Source organism: Sporofaciens sp. SGI.106 (genome assembly GCF_050314255.1).
In the GTDB taxonomy this organism is placed as follows: domain Bacteria; phylum Bacillota; class Clostridia; order Lachnospirales; family Lachnospiraceae; genus Claveliimonas.
In genome coordinates, this window is record NZ_JBNPMZ010000003.1 from 94809 (window position 1) to 113219 (window position 18411).

An 18411-nucleotide genomic window follows, 5' to 3' on the forward strand; every position below is an offset into this window, starting at 1 on the left:
TTATCTTCCTTTCGTTTTTACTTTTCCGGAATTTTTCCGTTTCTCAGGTCTTCCGGTTTTCTTCTTTTTCACAACACTGTACCCAAATGTCCCTATCTTCCTGCCAAGGCCAAGATATGTCCCGTGGGAATAAGCCAGAAGGCCCGTATCGTTCAGTTCGAACTTTCCGTTTTCCTTCATATATGCCTCATCTACATGAACTGCCACAACCTCCGCCAGAAACATATGATGACTTCCAAGCTCTTTTATTTCCACCACACGGCACTCAATATTTACCGGGCTTTCTTTTATAAGCGGAGCATACTGAAGCTTCTTGGCCTTCTCCGGTGTCAGCTTCATTTCCTTCCACTTATCACCATCTCTTCCGGATTTCACTCCGCACCAGTCCGTTGCCCGCGCCAGCTTCTCCGTCGTAAGATTCACCACAAATTCTTTTGTTTCGCGTATCATACGGTAGGAATACCTCTCCGGTCTCACAGATATATAGAGCATGGGCGGGTTGGTACACACCGTCCCCGTCCATGCTACTGTGATAATATTCTGATTTCCTTCCCGGTCTGCAGCACTTACCATAACCGCCGGAAGCGGATAAAGCATATTGCCTGGTTTCCATGTTTGCTTTGCCATAACTTTATTTTCCTCTCTTACTGTTGCAGCGCTCCCACCAGCGTTGGTATCAGCTGCTTCTTACGGGATACCACACCCTTTAATATCATGTGAGATCCATCTTCCGGCAGATTGAAGGCGTCAATGATCGGTGCTTTTGCTCCCTGACCACAGCAGAGAAGCTCTGTCGATTCATCCAGAATGTCCGTCAGCATAAAATAAATCATATTCAGATTATGCTCTTTCAATGCTTTTGGAAGATGCGGTGTCAGCATTTCCTTGATTTCTTTCAATTCATCCTTACTCATGGAATTGATCTGGCCCACACCAAAGACCTTTTCTCCCACCGTAAACTGCTTGAAATCCTGGAAACAGATTTCCTCCGGTGTCTTTCCCTTAAGATTGCTTCCCGCATTGAACATCTCTGCAGCCAGCTCATCCAGATTGACATCTGCAATCTTCGCAAGCGTCTGTGCAGCCAGTTCATCTACCACCGTACAGGTTGGGGAGCGGAATAACAGTGTATCTGACACAATAGCGGAGCAAAGCAGTCCGGCTATCGTCGGTGTAATCTCCACACCTGATTCCTGATACATCTGATAGACAATCGTAGCCGTACATCCCACCGGCTGATTCCGGAAAAATACCGGTCCCATTGTTTCAATATTTCCCAGTCTGTGGTGATCGATGATCTCCATGATCTCTGCTTCTTCAATACCGTCCACCGCCTGAGATTTCTCATTATGATCCACCAGAATCACCCGCTTCTTGCTCACACTCATGAAACGGCGTCTGGAAATAAATCCCTTGAAATTGCCATGACGATCCAGGATCGGGAAATCACGGTATTTCTTCTGAGTCATAACTTCCTTAATGTCATCTACATAATCATTCATCCGGAAAGTCACCAGCGGTCCCTTACTCATAAAATATTTCACCGGAATACTCTGATTAATAAGCCGGGCTGCCGTAAATGTATCATAAGGAGTTCGTATAATAACAATACTCTGCTCCTCTGCCTTACGGATCAATTCCTCCGAAACCTCTGCATTCTGGCAGATGACCATACAGCTGGCATCGATATTAACCGCGCAGGCCTGAGATTCATAACGGTTTCCCAGAATTACCAGGTCATCCTTCTGTATAAATTCCTGCATCATATCCGGGCTGGACGCACCGATGGTTACCTTTCCTTTTACAAAATATCCATGCTCGTTTCCCGTCACCAGAGTTCCATCCAGAGTTTCAATAATATTCTTATACTGGGTTCTTGCCTCTGCAAGAATCGTACTTCCATACACATCCATATAAGATGTAGCAATATCTCCTGTAGAAATAACACCCATCAGCTCTCCATCCTTCAGTACCGGAATCGTCTTTACCCCTTCTTTTTTCATTAATTCCCAGGTATCTTTGATGGACACATTCGGTGCAACACCTTTGATCTTATGAATATCCATATCCTTTACCTGCAGCTTTACATCTGCAAGATATCTTGGCGCATCCACCTTAAATCTGCGGAGCACATACTGTGTCTCCTCATTAATCTGACCGGCCCGCTTTGCGATATAGTCTCCTCCGGTCATTTCTCTCTTCAAATGTGCATATGCAATGGCGGAACAAATGGAATCTGTATCCGGATTCTTGTGTCCCACTACGTATATTTTCCCTGATTTTTTTTCCATACTTTTCTTCCTTTCACAATTAAGGCACCAAAACCTCTCAAAGTAAGATTAACATTTTTTTAAGCCCCCCTCAACCTGAAAATAAGACTTTCCTCTTTTTTTCTTTCAAATACACCTCCTTATGTGCTATACTATCCTTATGAAAAAATTACGGAATGAGAAAGGACTATTCACTATGAGCGAAGAATTGTTACAGGAAAACCAGACAGAAGAATCCATGGCCGATTATGAAGCACACTTTGATGACGCCAATCCATGGAATGTTGTACAGGATTATATGGAAAAAGGCACCAATCTTCCGGTCAAGGTAGAGGGTATCGTAAATGGCGGTGCCATTGCAATGGTAGAAGGTCTGCGCGGCTTTATCCCTGCTTCCAAACTGTCTCTCTCCTATATCGAGGATCTGGAATCCTATCTTCTTAAAGATATCGAGGTTCGGGTTATTGATGTAGACCAGGCTGAGAACCGTCTGGTATTATCCGCACGGGAGATTCTGAAGGAAAAGGAAAAACAGGAAATGGAAGCAAAGCTTGCCAGCGTCAAAGTAGGAAGTGTTCTTAACGGAACAGTAGAGAGCCTTCAGAATTACGGCGCGTTCGTACGTCTGGAGAACGGATTATCCGGTTTGGTACACGTATCCCAGATCAGCCAGAAGCGTGTAAAATCACCGAAAGATGTATTAAATACCGGTGATGAGGTTACCGTAAAGGTTATCGGCGTCAAAGACGGCAAGATCAGCCTCAGCATGAAAGCACTGGAGGAAGTAGTCGAGGAACCGGAAGAAAAGGTAGAGATACCAAAATCCGAAAACATCGGCACGAGCCTCGGTGACTTATTCAAAGGGCTGAAGCTTTCATAAAAGCAGTATATAAAGGGGCGTTACAAAAAGATGACTACTCATCTATTTTGCAATGCCCCTTTTACGTGGGATAATTACATATCCTTCAGAAATTCATCCACGATCTCTGCCGCATCTTCCACACACCGGATACAGCAATGTACCGGCTGCTGACCTTTATCTGTTAGAAGATCCCTGCAATAAATTGATGGATGCTTTTCTTTGAATTTTGCCGCTGCTGCCTGGAATTTAGCATAAGTATCCATCTTTGTAAGCTTCGGCTGAGTCATATCTCCCGCACTGTTGGCAAGACTTAATGTCAGAAACATGCCTGTCACCGCACCGCAGGTATCTTTAAGCCCTCCCATTCCGGAACCAAATCCCTCCGTCATACGGAAAACATCCTCTTCTTTTACACCAAAGGATTCACAGTAAGTACATGCCACTGCCTGACAGCAGTTATATCCTTTTTTAAACTTCTCTACTGCTATTTCTTTTCTCTGTTCCATCCCGGTTTCCCCTTTCTGGCATTACCGACTATGCATCTGCCTCAGGCTGAATCTTCTCCAGATCCCGGATCCAGCTTGCCACACACGCGTCACTTGGCATTCTCCAGTCACCTCTCGGTGACAGAGCAACACTACCTACCTTCGGACCATCCGGCAGACAGGATCGCTTGAACTGCTGACTGAAGAATCTCCAGCAGAAGGTACGAAGCCATTTCAGAATAGTAGCATCGTCATATTCTCCTGCAAATGCTCTCTTTGCGAGCCGGAATATTTTTGTCGGTTCGTATCCGAAACGAAGCATGTAATACAGATAGAAATCGTGCAGCTCATATGGTCCTACCAGATCCTCTGTCTTCTGTGCGATCTCTCCATCCTTCGGTGGAAGCAGCTCCGGACTTACCGGAGTATCCAGCACATCGTACAGAACCTCCCGAAGTTCCTGATCCTCTGTAGTATCTGCATAATAACGTACCAGATGGCGCACCAGTGTCTTCGGAATAGAACCATTTACACCGTACATGGACATATGGTCTCCATTATAGGTTGCCCATCCCAGTGCCAGCTCAGACATGTCACCTGTACCGATAACCATACCATTTTCCTGATTGGCAATATCCATCAGCACCTGGGTTCTCTCTCTGGCCTGTGCATTTTCAAATGTTACACTGTGATCTTCCATATCATGTCCGATATCTTTAAAATGCTGTGTCACAGAATCTGCGATCGGTACCTCCCGAAGAGTGGCACCCAGTTTTCTCGTCATCTTGCAGGCGTTATTGTAAGTTCTTCCCGTTGTTCCAAAACAGGGCATGGTCACTGCTATAATGTGATCTCTGCTGATCTCAAGTGCATCGAAAGCCTTTACCATCACCAGAAGTGCCAGAGTTGAATCCAGTCCTCCGGAGATACCTACAACTGCGCTCTTTGCATGAGTATGAGCAAGTCTCTTCTTCAGACCCATTGCCTGAATGGTCAGGATTTCTTCACATCTTTTTGCCCTTTCTGCCTCCTGACTCGGAACAAATGGTCTGGATGCAAAATATCTGGTCAGGACTGTTTCCTCAATCTTTACAGAAAATGGAACCCGAATCAGCGTGCGCTCCTTCGCAGTCTGGAAAGTGGTATTTCTCCTTCTCTCGCTTACGAGACGTTTCACGTCAATTTCGGAATAAACTACTCCGTTCTGATATCTCTTTGTCGCACCGAGTATTGCTCCATTCTCCGCAATAATATTGTGCCCTCCAAATACCAGGTCAGTGGTAGACTCTCCATCACCGGCATTGGCATACACGTATCCCGCAATCAGTCTTGCAGACTGTCCCGCAATCAGGCTCTTGCGATAATCCGCCTTTCCGATCGTCTCATCACTGGCGGAACAGTTTACAATAATTGTTGCTCCCTCGCGGGCAGCCTTGATGCTTGGCGGAATCGGAGACCAGACATCCTCACAGATTTCTGCGGACACGATCAGCTGCTCCATCCCTTTTGCCGTAAACAGGATCTGAGGACCGAAAGGTACCTTCTTCCCGTCAAATTCTATCTCTCTTGCCACATCCGGGCCGGCACTGAACTGACGCATCTCGTAGAATTCGCCGTAGTTTGGCAGAAATGTCTTGGTGGTAAGTCCCAGGATTTCTCCATGGTTCAGCGCAGCTGCCACATTATAGAGTTCTCCTTCCACGGATAACGGTACACCTACGAAAATCAACGCGTCCTTTTCTGCCGTATACGCTGTAATTTCCCGGAGTGCCTCTCTGGCGTGATCCAGGAGAACCTCCTGTGTAAATAAATCGCTGCAGGTATAACCGGTAATACAAAGCTCCGGAAATACCACTATCTTAGCTCCCTCTGCTACGGTCTCATCAATCATCCGGCAAATCTGCTCTGTGTTATACTGAACATCTGCCACACGGATATCCGGCGTCACAGCAGCCACTTTTATAAATCCCTGTTTCATAGTTATCCTCCTGCATTATTTTTGTTTATTTGCTGCGTTTAATGATATCTTTTAACTCCTCGATGGTATAGGTGTATGCGGTATTACAGAAATGGCATTTCACTTCTATATCCTTACCTTCATCAATCATTTCCTGGATTTCTTTTCTTCCGATACTGACAACAGCCTGCTCCACACGCTCTTTGGAACAGTTACAGTAAAACCGGGTCGGCATGGTATCCGTAATCTCAAGCCCCAGATTGCCCAGAAGCTCCTCCAGAAGCTGTTCCGGTGTATAGCCTTTGTCAAGAAGCTCTGTTACGGAAGTTACCCTTTTTAAATTCTCCTCCAGCTGGTCAATGGTCTTATCCTCAGCAAATGGCATAAGCTGAATGATAAATCCGCCTGCACACTTTACCTTATTGTCCTTTTCCATCAGAACTCCCAGCCCTACGGAAGAAGGCACCTGCTCAGAATTAGCGAAATAATAAGTCAGGTCTTCCGCAATCTCACTGGTCACCAGTATGGTCTGTCCTACATAAGGCTCTTTCAGTCCCATATCTTTTATAACGTTCAGAAGCCCAATACCCACAGCACCGCCTACATCCAGCTTTCCATTCTTCGGCGGCATCATTGCCTCCGGATTCAGCACATAGCCTTTGGCATTTCCCTGACTGTCTGCCGTGACCGTAATCCCCCCGAGCGGACCGTCACCACGCACCTGAAGGGTCAGCATATCCGTATCATTCTTCATCATGCTTCCCATCATGGCACCTGCCGTCAGTAGCCGGCCCAGTGCCGCCGTAGCCACAGGACTTGTCCCATGGTGCTCTCTGGCAGTCTCCACCATTTCTCTCGTTGTAGCTGCAAATGCACGAATCTGATTATTTGCAGCCGTTGCTCTCACTATATAATCTGTCATAAATCTATTATCCCTCGTTTTCATTTATTTTCCATGCTCCCGGGCAATCACACAGATACGTTCGCTATCCTCACCCGGCGCGTTTCTTGTATAGGCATCATAGGCCGTCTCAAACACAAGCCCGGATTCTTCTATCAGACGCTTCATGGTATCCAGTGTATAGGCCTTTTGGAAATGCTGCTCCTGATATTTGCGGTACAGACCTTCCTTCTCCCGGATAAACAGAGTCAGTTCATATTCATTGATCTGATCCTCTTCATCATAATAATTATCCCAGATAAAGCTACACTCTTCCCGATCCTCCGCAATCGTACTCTCTCCCAGAACTTCCCGGTACTTGTATTCCGTATTGAAATCAAAGAGAAAAATGCCCTTCGGATCCAGATAATTATTCACCAGGCGAAATACCTGCACAAGCTCCTCCTCTTCCGTAATATAATTGACGGAATCACAGGCACTGACTACCGCCCGTACCGTACCATAAAGCTCGAATTCACGCATATCCTGAAGAAGATACAGGATGTCAGCTCCGCTCTTTTCTCTTTTATCCATGGCAATCTCCAGCATTTCGCCGGAATAATCCACGCCGATCATGTCATATCCACGACCTGCCAGCTCCTGAGTCATGCTTCCGGTGCCACAGCCAAGATCCAGCACCAGCCCATCTTCGATACCGTACTCCTTCAGTATATCCTCTATATAGTCAGCCCACTCTTCGTAAGGCACATTATCCATGAAAATGTCGTAAACTTCCGCAAAACCGGTATACGCCTCCATGATATTCACATCCTTTACTCAACCAGCACTTCGTGCTAATTATAACACGACAAATGGATATTTGCCACCAAAATAACGAAAGAGACAAAAAGGGGACGGTTCTCTCTCCTGTCTGCTGACAAGCCAGGACAGAGAACCGTCCCTATTAATCTTCCACTCCTACCGTCTCTATGATGAATTTGGTGCTTCCCTGCATACCATCTTTGATTCCTGCGAATGAACGGTAGGATGATCCCAGATCACTCATCGCCTGAATCCTTGCAGTCACTTTACTGATATCTCCGTCAAATATTTCTGCCAGTTTATCCACACCTTCGGCTTTGAATTCTGCCATTCCATCTGCGAGAGTACGGTTACCTTCAGCCAAAGCCGATGCTCCTTTGGCCAGTTCAGACGCACCGCCCGCCAGGGTTCCGGCTCCTTTGGCTGCCGTATCGGCTCCCTCTGCCAGCTGGCTCACACCGGAGGCCAGAGCAGCTCCGCCTTCTTTCAGCTTTGATCCGCCGATGTTCAGAAGACTGCTGTTCTGATTCAGCCCTTCGGCGCCCTGTGCCAGAGCTTTCGTACCGGCTGCCAGAGTTCCGGCACCTTCCGCAAGAGCAGCACTTCCATTGCTTAATCCGTCATTACCGGTCGGTCCATCTCCAAGACCGGTCTGGAGACTGAGTGCTCCCGCATACAGCTGATTCATTGCTGACTGCAGACCCTGCTGAGGATCTGTGATTTTACCATTAATCTGACCGATTCCATCCAGAGCACCGCTTAAATATGCATTTGCCGCCTCGGTACCGCTGACTGTTACTGTCTGGTTATTCAGTGTGCTGTCCACTGCACCGCTGATTGCTTCCCGAACACTGGATTCAATGGCGGCTCTCTGTTCTTCTGTCAGATCTGCCGGAAGGGAACTGATTACATTCTGTGTTGCCGAAGCTACAATTGCAGTTTTTGAATCCTCTGTGATCACAGAACTTCCTGTAATACTACCCAGGCTATTCTTCGCTGCTCCAACCGCACCAGCCACACTGTCCAATCCTTCCGGAAGACTGTCCACACCATTCTTCGCTGCTCCAAGTCCTGCTGCCAGAGCATCTGCACCGGATTTTGCACTTGCAACACCCACTTGAAGTCTTGCTGCTCCATCGGATATCCCCTGAGCGCCATCTGCCAGAAAAGCACTCTTAGATGCCAGTTCACTCACACCTCCGGTGTAGGCAGTAATGCCATCTGCCAGATCATTTACGCCACTGATCAGGTCTCCGGATTTCTCATTCAGAGTGTTGACACCCGAGGCCAGAGACTGGTTACCGGCAGCCAGCGTTCCGGCTCCCTCTGCCAGTGTATCGGCACCTTCTGATAAGGTTGCGGCTCCCTTGGCTGCCTCTTCTGAACCATCTTTCAGCTGCTGTGCAGCATTGACAAGCTCATCGATGGAACCTCCAAAGCTGTCGAAATCTGTCACATCGCTGAGTCCGAATTTCTCCATAATATCGGAAGATGCCACTGTAATTGTCGGACCTACGGAAGCATTTTTCACATCCGCAGTAATCGTAACACTCTCCGGAATATCAATATCCAGGTCTTCCAGATTCAGGTTTTCCGTAAGTCCCGGAAAACCAAGTCCCACCACAATATTTTTATCCGCATCGGAAACGATTTTTCCACTGTCTATCGTCACATTCGTATACTCATCCGTTGGAAGCATCATTGCCGTGATCATGGTAAATGGTGTGAACATCTCCTCCTCATTTCCATTTACAGAAACGATCTCTTTGGAATGATTCAGATATTCGATATGAATTTCCACTTTACCGCTTTTTCCCTTTAAATCTTCCGGAGTGATCTCTTTTCCATCCAGTTTGTAGGACAGCTTCACCTCCACCGGCAGTTCTTTCTTCGTCGTTCCCTGATAATAAATGTCCTGTCCTTCTGATTTCCAGCTGAGGCTGCCATTGCTTCCCTCTGTAAATGTCTCATCGCCTTTGATATTTTTGATATCGGATAGCTCTGATACATCGGAAAGCTCTCCGCTTCCCGGATTCCTAAGCCACTCTGTAACAGTAGTCAAAGTTACATTTCCCGTCGTATCCGCCTTTACATACACAGATTCTTCCTTTCCCGTTTCATTACCGTTAAGTCCGGTAGAATCTCCCAGTGCATCCTGAGCCATCTGCTGAAGCTCGGTTGTCTCAGCCGCATACACCTGATTCAGATATCTCTGATAACCATAAGTTCCTGTCATTCCCATCGTCAGAATGAATGCCATGGAGCCTGCTACTACTTTTTTTCTTATATTCTTCTTCATCACACGAACCTCCCGTTATTTTACTGCTGCCCCTTTTGGCAGAAAATCCTTACTTGTCTTCACAATTACTTTGTCAAATACCATGAACATGGATGGCAGAACCAGCACAACCACTACCATACTGACAATTGCTCCTCTCGCCATCAGAATGCAGAGAGAACTGATCATATCAATATTCGAATAAAGTCCTACACCTACGGTTGCTGCAAAAAAACTCAGCGCACTTACGATAATGGACTGGGCTGATGCCTGATGCGCCGTTGTGATCGCGTGGAATTTATCTGCACCTCTACTCCGCTCCCGTTTGTACCGGGTCGTCATCAGAATCGCGTAATCCACCGTTGCTCCAAGCTGTATGGTTCCAATTACAATAGATGCCACAAATGGCAGCGTCGTTCCTGTATAAAACGGAATACCCATATTTACAAATATGGCAAATTCAATGACTCCTACCAGAATCACCGGAATGGTAACCGAACCGAACAGAATCATAATAATCACAAATATAATTCCGATGGATACGGCACTGACTGTCTTAAAATCTCTATCTGTGATGGAAATCAGATCGCTGGTCAGCGGTCCTTCTCCTACCAGCATGGCATTTTCGTCATACTGATCCATAATATCGTTAATCTCTGCAATTTGTGCATTGACCTCATCACTTGCCACCTTGTATTCCGAATTGATCAGGACCATCTGATATTTATCATTTTTCAGCATCTTTGTCACAGAATCCGGAATCATATCCGAGGGGATTCCCGGTCCTACCAGTTTATCCAGACCAAGAGCCCATTTCACACCATCTACATTCTCAATCTTCTTCAGCATTTTATTGACATCCGAAGACGGAACAGCGCTGTCTATCAAAAGCATATGAGTGGTATTCATATCATAATCTTCCTTCAGCTTCTCATTTGCAATGATACTGGGCAGATCTTTTGGAAGCGTCTCATCCAGGTTGTAATATACTTTCGTATGACTGTTTCCGTAGATTGCCGGAACCAGAAGAACCAGGAATATCACAACATACACCAGATACCGTTTGGTAACCTTTTCCGATATCTTGCTGATATCCGGAAGCAATGGTTTGTGCTTTGTCTTCTCGATCAGCTTATCACAGCAGAGGATCATGGACGGGAGAATAGTCACACAGGTAATGACTCCGAAAATAACTCCCTTCGCCATAACAACTCCGATATCTTTTCCCAATGTAAAGCTCATGAAGCAAAGGGCGATAAAGCCTGCCACTGTGGTAACCGAACTTCCGATTACCGATGAAAATGTCTGGGAGATGGCATGTGCCATTGCTCTTTTCTTATCTCCGTCATAGCGAACCTGCTGTTCCTCATAGCTGTGCATCAGGAAAATGGAATAGTCCATGGTAACTCCAAGCTGAAGAACCGCCGTCAGCGCTTTTGTAATATAGGAAATCTCTCCCAGGAAATAATTGCTTCCCAGATTATATAAAATTGCCATACCGATACTCAGCAGGAATAAGATCGGTACAAAAAAGGAATCCATGGTAAGGCCAAGCACCAGTGTGGAAAGCGCTACCGCAATCAGTACATAAATCGGTGTCTCCTTTTCTGCCAGGTCTCTGGTATCTGTAACGATTGCCGACATCCCGCTTAAAAAGCACTGCTTCCCTGCCAGCTTTCTGATATCGGCAATGGCATCCATGGTAGCATCCGCGGATGTTCCCTCATCAAAAAAGATTGCCATCATCGTTCCGGTATCTGAATTAAATACTTTGTAAATTTCATCCGGCAGCATACTCTCCGGAACAGAAATGTCTGCAACAGAATCATACCAGAGCACCTTCGTCACATGATCCACCTGCTCAATCTCTGCTTTTAGTTTCGCGACATTTTTATCCTCCATACCATCAACGATGAACATGGAAAATGCTCCTGTTCCGAAGTCGTCTATCATGATCTCCTGCCCCTTCATTGTCTCAATATCTTCCGGGAGGTAGGTCAGTACATCGTAGTTTACTCTGGTGTTCACATAGCCGAATACCGAAGGAATCAAAAGCAGAATGCTGATGATCAGAATCGGTATCCTGTATTTCACCACTTTCTTTCCGAATGCAACCATAATTTCAGCTCCTTTTCTTTTATCTAATTCATTTAATGACTATTAGTCATTTATCACATTAGGCACTATACACCATAAATGACTATTAGTCAATATATTTTATGACTTTTGGTCATTTTTTATTTCCAGGTACTTGCATTTCCATTAAAATCCGTTATAATTACAACTAATCAATCTTGAATAAAGAAGGGAATTGTGGTTATGGGAAAAGTAGATGATAATAAGAAAAAAAAGAAAGAAGCCCTCTTCAATACGGCATACGAATTATTTACCACCAAGGGACTGAATTCTACCGCAATCTCCGATATTGTACAGAAAGCCGGAGTTGCCAAGGGAACCTTCTATCTGTATTTTAAAGATAAATATGATATAAAAAATAAACTGGTCGCTCACAAGACCCATGAACTCTTTGACGCTGCCTGGACTGCTTTGGACGCATCCGGCATCAGGGGTCTGGAGGACCAGCTTATCTTTATTATTGATCAAATTATACAGACACTGATGGAAAATAAAGAACTTCTGAATTTTATTTCCAAAAATCTGGTAATGGGCGCTTTGAAATCAGCCCTGTTAACCGGTGAAAATTCCGACAGAGATATTTACGACCGCTTTCTCACCATGGTCAGCCAGGACGAACACGAGTATAACGATGTAGATGTCATGCTTTTTACCATCGTAGAACTGGCCGGTTCAACCGCCTACAATTCCATCATATACTCCGAGCCCCTTCCCATCGAAGAGTACAAGCCATTTCTGTATCGGACAGTACGACTCATAATAGAAAGCCACCGCCGTTGATAAAAAGGGGACGGTTCTCTGTCCCGGCTGCCGACAAGCCAGGACCAAGAACCGTCCCCTTTACTTCAAAGTTCTTTTTTCTCCATGATACGGACAGATACCTGATAGGAAATTACCAGCAAGGCTATCCCAATAAGAACAAGTATGATAAATGTTCTTGCCAGGCTATCCTGAAAGAGACCATCTAAGACAGCCTCCAGATTCACACCTGCAGCTTCCGTAGCTTTCACTGTCAGAAATCCGATCAGCACGGCAATACCCATCACCAGTAAAAGGGCAACTCTGCTTCTTTCTGCCCCGAATTTCAGCTGAACAGGTAAAGAAAACGCGAGGATAAAGCTTGCCATCACAAGACTCATTGCTGCTACCGATACGAACTCATCCATGCTAAATTCAATCTTCTGGACAGCTCCGATTCCGAAAGCAATTGCTGCTGCCGCCACAAGAGCCAGAAACGTAGACAAGACTCCAAAAAGATACTTTTCCATCACATATTCCCTGCGGCTGATGGGAAGCGTAAAAAGATAAGCCATTCCATTTTCATAATCATCATAACTGATCGTGCTAATTGTAAATATGGAAACCAGAGAGGTAGCATATCCTATAGCAAAGAACGGGTTTTCCCACATGGCAGAAAATGCAATGCTCATAAAAATAATCGCAATAAAAAACATCATCTGATTCTTCATTAATTTTACATCTTTAATCAACATACCCTTCATTACTTTTCACCTCGAATCATCATCATAATCAATTCATCAACATTTCCTTTTTCCACCACAATACCCGGGTAATTTTCCAGATAGAACTGCTTTTGATTGGTCAGGCAGCTGTATCCGTATTCTTCTTTCTTATGGCGCAGAAGATATTCTTTATCCAGTGTCTGATACTGTTCTGCCGTCACTTTCAGAATTGCATATTCGGAAAGCAGTACATCTGTTTCCTCATAGAGCACGATTTTTCCGTCATCTATCATGTAGATATCATCACAGAAACTCTCCAGATCACTGGAAATATGAGAACTGACAAGAATGGATCTGTCTCCCTGCTCCATATATTCCCGCAGCATCTCCAGAAGTTCATCTCTGGCAATCACATCTAATCCCGCTGTTGGCTCATCCAGAACCAGTAGCTTCGCATCGTGGGAAAGAGCCGCCAGCACCTGAAGCTTCCGTTTCATTCCTGTTGAGAAATCCTTGATTTTCTTATCCAGAGGAAGACCGAACTGTTCACATTTTCTCACAAAATCTTCTTTCACAAACCGGCTATACAGACTATCCATAACCGGAATCAGATCCTTAATCGTCAGATAGCCGCTGAACCCGGAATCCGCAAGTACCACACCAATATTTTCCTTATCTTTGGATTTCAGCTGTGATACAGGCTTTCCAAACATCTCAATCTCACCGCCATCAGTGGAAATCAATCCAAGCAGTGCCTTAAAAGTCGTACTCTTGCCAGCTCCATTCTTACCGATCAATCCGGTTACAGAACCTTCCTGAACTTCCATCGTACAATCCAGTGTAAAATTTTTATAATTCTTTTTAACGTTCTTCAATTTTAACATTGCTCTCAATCCTCCAAAACAATCTGAAACAACTCTGTAATCTCCTGATTACTCATTCCGCAGCTTCTGCCTTTTCGGATGGCCATTTCCAAATCAGCTTCTACTTCCTTTTTCTTCTCCTCCAGCATCAACTCCTGATTGGCCAGAGTAACAAAGCTTCCCTTGCCATGGACGGTAACGACAAATCCTTCCGTCTCCAGAGCATCATATGCCTTCTTCACGGTCAGGGCACTGACCTTTAATTCTTTAGCTAAAGTACGAACTGATGGGAGCATCTCTTCTTCCCGCAATTCCCCATGCATGATCTTCGACTTCATCTGCGTAACAATCTGTTCATAGATCGGCTGCATGGAAGAATTATTGATAATCAACTTCATGTTACCCCTCCTTCGTTGTAAACAGTATATAACAGTTTATAACTGTTGTCAACTGTTATATGGTGTTTATTTGATTTTTTTAAAAAGTGGTATTGTGCTTGCTGAAAAAGCGAGCTTTTACACAATAATTACGTGTCAAAGTTTTATTTTTCATTATTTACATGTAGAAAAAACTAGTATATACATGTCAGATGAGAAAAAGGCCATTTTTCCACGTAAAAAATAACAAACGCTACGTGTGAAAGAAAAAAAATAGTAATTTTCCATGTAGAGTTAGCCGAAAACTACGTGTCAGATGGAAGAAAATGAGATTTTCCACGTAAGGAACTCCAAAATATACGTGCTAAATGTAAGAAAAGTAATTATCCCACGTAAAAAGGGCATTGCAAAATAGATAAGTGAAAAAAGCGCAACCGAAGCTGCGCCTTTCATATATTTTTACATCAGTTTTCTAAATAAATCTTTCAAATCTTCTACGCTTGTGTCTTTCGGATTTCCCGGTGCACAGGCATCTGCAAATGCGGATTCTGCAAGGAACTGTAAATCCTCCTCCTTTAATGCTTCCAGTTTTGTCGGGATTCCTACATCAACAGAAAGCTGCTGAACAGCATCTACTGCTGCCTTTCTGTATTCTTCTACAGACATCTCGTCCACACCTTTTACTCCCATCGCTCTGGCAATCTCACGATATTTCTCACCGGTGCACTCAGCGTTATACTCCATTACGATTGGAAGCATCATTGCACATGCCACACCGTGTGGTGTATCATAAACAGCTCCCAGAGTATGTGCCATGGAATGTGCGATTCCAAGACCTACGTTAGAGAATCCCATACCTGCAATGTACTGTCCCAATGCCATTCCCTCGCGACCTTCTTTCTCGTTGGCAACTGCTCCGCTTAAGGACTTGGAAATGATCTCAATTGCTTTGATATGGAACATATCTGTCATCTCCCATGCTCCCTTAGTTGTATATCCTTCGATCGCATGAGTCAGAGCATCCATTCCTGTAGAAGCTGTCAGTCCCTTTGGCATAGAAGACATCATATCCGGGTCAACCACTGCGATAACCGGCATATCATGCGGGTCTACGCACACAAATTTTCTTTTCTTCTCAACATCAGTGATAACGTAATTAATCGTAACCTCTGCTGCTGTTCCGGCTGTTGTCGGCACTGCAATAATCGGTACACATGGGTTCTTTGTCGGTGCAACACCCTCGAGACTTCTTACATCTTCAAATTCCGGATTTGCAATAATGATTCCTACTGCTTTTGCTGTATCCATGGAAGAACCGCCGCCGATTGCAATAATATAATCTGCCTCAGCTTTTTTGAATGCTGCAACACCATTCTGTACATTCTCGATAGTCGGATTTGCCTTGATATCGGAATAAATCTCATAAGCAAGACCTGCCTCGTCCAACACATCTGTTACCTTACCTGTTACTCCGAACTTAATCAGATCAGGGTCAGAGCATACGAACGCTTTGCGAAATGCTCTTGCTTTCGCTTCTGCAGCAATCTCCTTGATTGCTCCGGCACCATGGTAAGAAGTTTCATTCAACATAATTCTGTTTGCCATTTTTGTTCTCTCCTTTTTTTAATATCGATCAGTTTCTATGTCTATATTTTAACAATCTCACATGTAAATGGAAAGTTACAAAACAGCAAATCTGTCACTTGCATAATAAAAAAGAGAGTGTCACATCATCACTGGTGATTTTGCGATACTCCCTCGCGCCTTCGGCGGTTGCCTGCGACATCATTATATTAAATGCAAACTTCGAAAAACACCGGCAAGCTCCATGGGCATCGCTTCCACCAGCGACCTGGCCAGCTCCTGAGGCGTTGCCTTCTTTCTTCCAAGCACCCACTGTACTGTCATATAAATCGATCCCTGACAATACATTTCCAGAAGAAATTTCAGTTCTTCCGTCATCTTCTTTCCGGACTTCGATTCTATCTTATTCGTGTAGAATTCTGTGATCAGCTGAAAATCATGATCCTTCAGACAATTCTGTTCATCAGATTTGAAAGCCGCACGGAAGAACAGTCTCTCCTGCGAAATAAATTCAAACTTCTTTACAAGCCCCTCGTAGACGGTTCTTCCCTCTCCCATATGCTCAAAGGATTCCTGGAGGATCTTATCAAAATACCAGTTGATCAGATCATATTTATCCTGAAAATTCCGGTAAAAGGTCTGTCTCGTTGTCCCACATGTTTCAACAATTTCCTTTACCGTGATTCGCTCCACCGGTGTATCCTTCATACACTTCTTCATGGCTTCCGCCAGCCGGTATTTCATCTGCTCCTGTTTTCCTGCTTCCATATCCTAGCAAACTACATGAATCCATCCTTCTGGAGCTTCGATACGTCCCATCTGGATTCCGGTCAGTGTATCATATAATTTCTTAATTGTCGGTCCCATCTCTTCCATTCCGCTTGGGAAGCAGATATCTGTACCATGATCAACAATCTTTCCTACCGGTGAGATAACGGCTGCTGTACCACACAGGCCGCACTCTGCGAAGTCTTTCACTTCATCCAGGTATACTTCTCTCTCTTCCACTTCCAGCCCAAGATATTTCTCTGCCACATACATCAGAGAACGTCTGGTAATAGATGGAAGAATTGTGCTGGACTTCGGTGTTACCACTTTATTGTCTTTTGTAATAAAGATAAAGTTTGCTCCGCCTGTCTCTTCTACCTTTGTTCTGGTAGCTGCATCCAGATACATATTCTCATCATATCCCTGCTTGTGAGCATCTACGATTGCATGAAGGCTCATAGCATAATTAAGTCCTGCCTTTACATGGCCGGTACCATGCGGAGCTGCACGGTCAAAATCACACACTCTAATGGTAATCGGCTTTGCGCCGCCCTTGAAATATGGTCCTACCGGTGTGGTGAATACACGGAACTGGTACTCATCTGCAGGTTTTACACCGATAACCGGATTGGAACCAAACATGTACGGACGAACATAAAGTGTTGCTCCGGAACCAAACGGCGGAACATACGCTGCATTAGCCTCTACTACTTTATGAACTGCCTCTACAAATCTGTCCTCCGGAAATACCGGCATTTCCAGTCTTTCTGCAGAACTTGCCATTCTGGATGCATTCAGATCCGGACGGAACATTACGATATGTCCATCTTCTGTTGTATATGCCTTCAATCCCTCAAAACAGGTCTGTGCATACTGAAGCACGCCTGCACATTCGTTAATTACTACATTTGCATCGGAGGTCAGCACGCCTTCGTCCCACGCTCCATCTTTATAATTGGAAACGTATCTCTTATCTGTCTGTACATAACCGAACCCAAGGTTCTTCCAGTCAATATTCTTCTTTTCCATCGAAAATTCCTCCGTTCTTTGATGACTTTTTCATTCTAGTGTCATTATAATACGATTATTTTTAAAATTCAAGAGTGCGCTCTGTTTTTTCTGTAAAAACATGGAAGCCCTCTTCATGTCTCTCTATCGTTCCATCATGCTGATAGACTCGATTCCCACGCTTCCGCCTCTTACAACCTCAATACTGCGGAATTCTTCCTTCATCAACTTGATAACCGCGTCATTTTTCGTTGCTGTCTGAACAAATTCCAGGAGCAGGCTGTCTTTTCCGTAATCAATAACCTTGGCCTTGAATGTCTCTGCGATCTGGAACAGCTCCACCTTATCCTCCGGTGTACATTTACGTACCTTTACATAGAGAATCTCCTTCATTCTTACAAACACATCTGTGAAGTCGATAACTTTGATTACCTCCACCAATCGATTCAGCTGCTTTTTAATCTGTTCAAATGTCTCATCGTCACTGACTGTAGCAATGGTCATTCTGGATACAGTCGGGTCTTCTGTTGTTCCAACAGTCAGACTGTCCAGGTTATAACATTTGCCGGAAAATAATCCGGAAATCTTCGAGAGAACACCCACCTGGTTCTCCACATACAGGGATATCCATCTTTTTTTCATTCCGTTACTCATCTTC

At 44.7% G+C, this 18411-nt stretch carries 16 protein-coding genes and 1 pseudogene; 2 read left to right on the plus strand and 15 right to left on the minus strand.

Annotated features, from left to right (window positions below):
- Together ACQRCC_RS03540 and ACQRCC_RS03545 are read right to left on the minus strand one after the other, a co-directional pair.
- Complete coding sequence (locus tag ACQRCC_RS03540; RefSeq protein WP_427849423.1) at positions 1-627, minus strand: flavin reductase family protein; 627 nt, start codon at positions 625-627, stop codon at positions 1-3.
- Positions 628-644: 17 nt separating this feature from the next.
- On the minus strand, positions 645-2291 hold the full coding sequence (locus tag ACQRCC_RS03545; RefSeq protein ID WP_427849424.1) for a putative manganese-dependent inorganic diphosphatase: 1647 nt from the start codon (positions 2289-2291) through the stop codon (positions 645-647).
- Positions 2292-2466: 175 nt separating this feature from the next.
- On the opposite strand from ACQRCC_RS03545, the gene ACQRCC_RS03550 reads away from it, so the two are divergent.
- Positions 2467-3150, plus strand: a complete 684-nt coding sequence (locus ACQRCC_RS03550) for a S1 RNA-binding domain-containing protein (protein ID WP_427849425.1) — start codon at positions 2467-2469, stop codon at positions 3148-3150.
- 74 nt (positions 3151-3224) lie between these two features.
- Here the strand turns inward: ACQRCC_RS03550 and ACQRCC_RS03555 are convergent, their stop codons facing one another.
- From ACQRCC_RS03555 to ACQRCC_RS03580, 6 genes are all read right to left on the minus strand, one after another.
- Complete coding sequence (locus tag ACQRCC_RS03555; protein WP_427849426.1) at positions 3225-3638, minus strand: C-GCAxxG-C-C family protein; 414 nt, start codon at positions 3636-3638, stop codon at positions 3225-3227.
- Positions 3639-3666: 28 nt separating this feature from the next.
- On the minus strand, positions 3667-5595 hold the full coding sequence (locus ACQRCC_RS03560) for an NAD(+) synthase (RefSeq protein ID WP_427849427.1): 1929 nt from the start codon (positions 5593-5595) through the stop codon (positions 3667-3669).
- A gap of 25 nt (positions 5596-5620) precedes the next feature.
- Positions 5621-6496, minus strand: coding sequence for an Hsp33 family molecular chaperone HslO (gene hslO, locus ACQRCC_RS03565; protein ID WP_427849428.1), 876 nt, complete (start codon positions 6494-6496; stop codon positions 5621-5623).
- Positions 6497-6520: 24 nt separating this feature from the next.
- Positions 6521-7273 carry a class I SAM-dependent DNA methyltransferase gene (locus ACQRCC_RS03570; protein WP_427849429.1) on the minus strand — a complete coding sequence of 251 codons (753 nt, stop codon included), beginning with the start codon at positions 7271-7273 and terminating at the stop codon, positions 6521-6523.
- A gap of 145 nt (positions 7274-7418) precedes the next feature.
- Positions 7419-9575, minus strand: coding sequence for a hypothetical protein (locus tag ACQRCC_RS03575; RefSeq protein ID WP_427849430.1), 2157 nt, complete (start codon positions 9573-9575; stop codon positions 7419-7421).
- A 15-nt stretch (positions 9576-9590) separates the two neighbouring features.
- Entirely contained in the window at positions 9591-11672 is a 2082-nt protein-coding gene (locus tag ACQRCC_RS03580; RefSeq protein WP_427849431.1) for an efflux RND transporter permease subunit, read from the minus strand.
- Positions 11673-11873: 201 nt separating this feature from the next.
- On the opposite strand from ACQRCC_RS03580, the gene ACQRCC_RS03585 reads away from it, so the two are divergent.
- On the plus strand, positions 11874-12470 hold the full coding sequence (locus tag ACQRCC_RS03585; protein WP_427849432.1) for a TetR/AcrR family transcriptional regulator: 597 nt from the start codon (positions 11874-11876) through the stop codon (positions 12468-12470).
- Positions 12471-12535: 65 nt separating this feature from the next.
- Here ACQRCC_RS03585 and ACQRCC_RS03590 read toward each other — a convergent pair whose 3' ends face one another.
- The 7 genes and pseudogenes from ACQRCC_RS03590 to ilvN form a co-directional block, all read right to left on the minus strand.
- Positions 12536-13192, minus strand: coding sequence for an ABC-2 transporter permease (locus ACQRCC_RS03590; protein ID WP_427849433.1), 657 nt, complete (start codon positions 13190-13192; stop codon positions 12536-12538).
- Positions 13192-14037 (minus strand): ABC transporter ATP-binding protein, encoded by an 846-nt coding sequence (locus tag ACQRCC_RS03595; RefSeq protein WP_427849434.1) that lies wholly within the window; start codon positions 14035-14037, stop codon positions 13192-13194. Before ACQRCC_RS03595 ends, ACQRCC_RS03590 begins: the two co-directional genes overlap by 1 nt.
- 5 nt (positions 14038-14042) lie before the next feature.
- A complete protein-coding gene (locus ACQRCC_RS03600) occupies positions 14043-14414 on the minus strand; it encodes a GntR family transcriptional regulator (RefSeq protein WP_427849435.1) in 372 nt (123 codons plus the stop codon).
- A 438-nt stretch (positions 14415-14852) separates the two neighbouring features.
- Positions 14853-15998: a lactaldehyde reductase gene (gene fucO / locus ACQRCC_RS03605; protein WP_427849436.1), complete on the minus strand. Its 1146-nt coding sequence runs from the start codon at positions 15996-15998 to the stop codon at positions 14853-14855.
- 183 nt (positions 15999-16181) lie between these two features.
- On the minus strand, positions 16182-16745 hold the full coding sequence (locus ACQRCC_RS03610; protein ID WP_427849437.1) for a TetR/AcrR family transcriptional regulator C-terminal domain-containing protein: 564 nt from the start codon (positions 16743-16745) through the stop codon (positions 16182-16184).
- A 3-nt stretch (positions 16746-16748) separates the two neighbouring features.
- A pseudogene (locus ACQRCC_RS03615) lies at positions 16749-17786 on the minus strand (branched-chain amino acid aminotransferase); the annotation flags it as partial.
- A 111-nt stretch (positions 17787-17897) separates the two neighbouring features.
- A complete protein-coding gene (gene ilvN / locus ACQRCC_RS03620) occupies positions 17898-18407 on the minus strand; it encodes an acetolactate synthase small subunit (protein ID WP_427849438.1) in 510 nt (169 codons plus the stop codon).
- Positions 18408-18411: the final 4 nt, after the last annotated feature.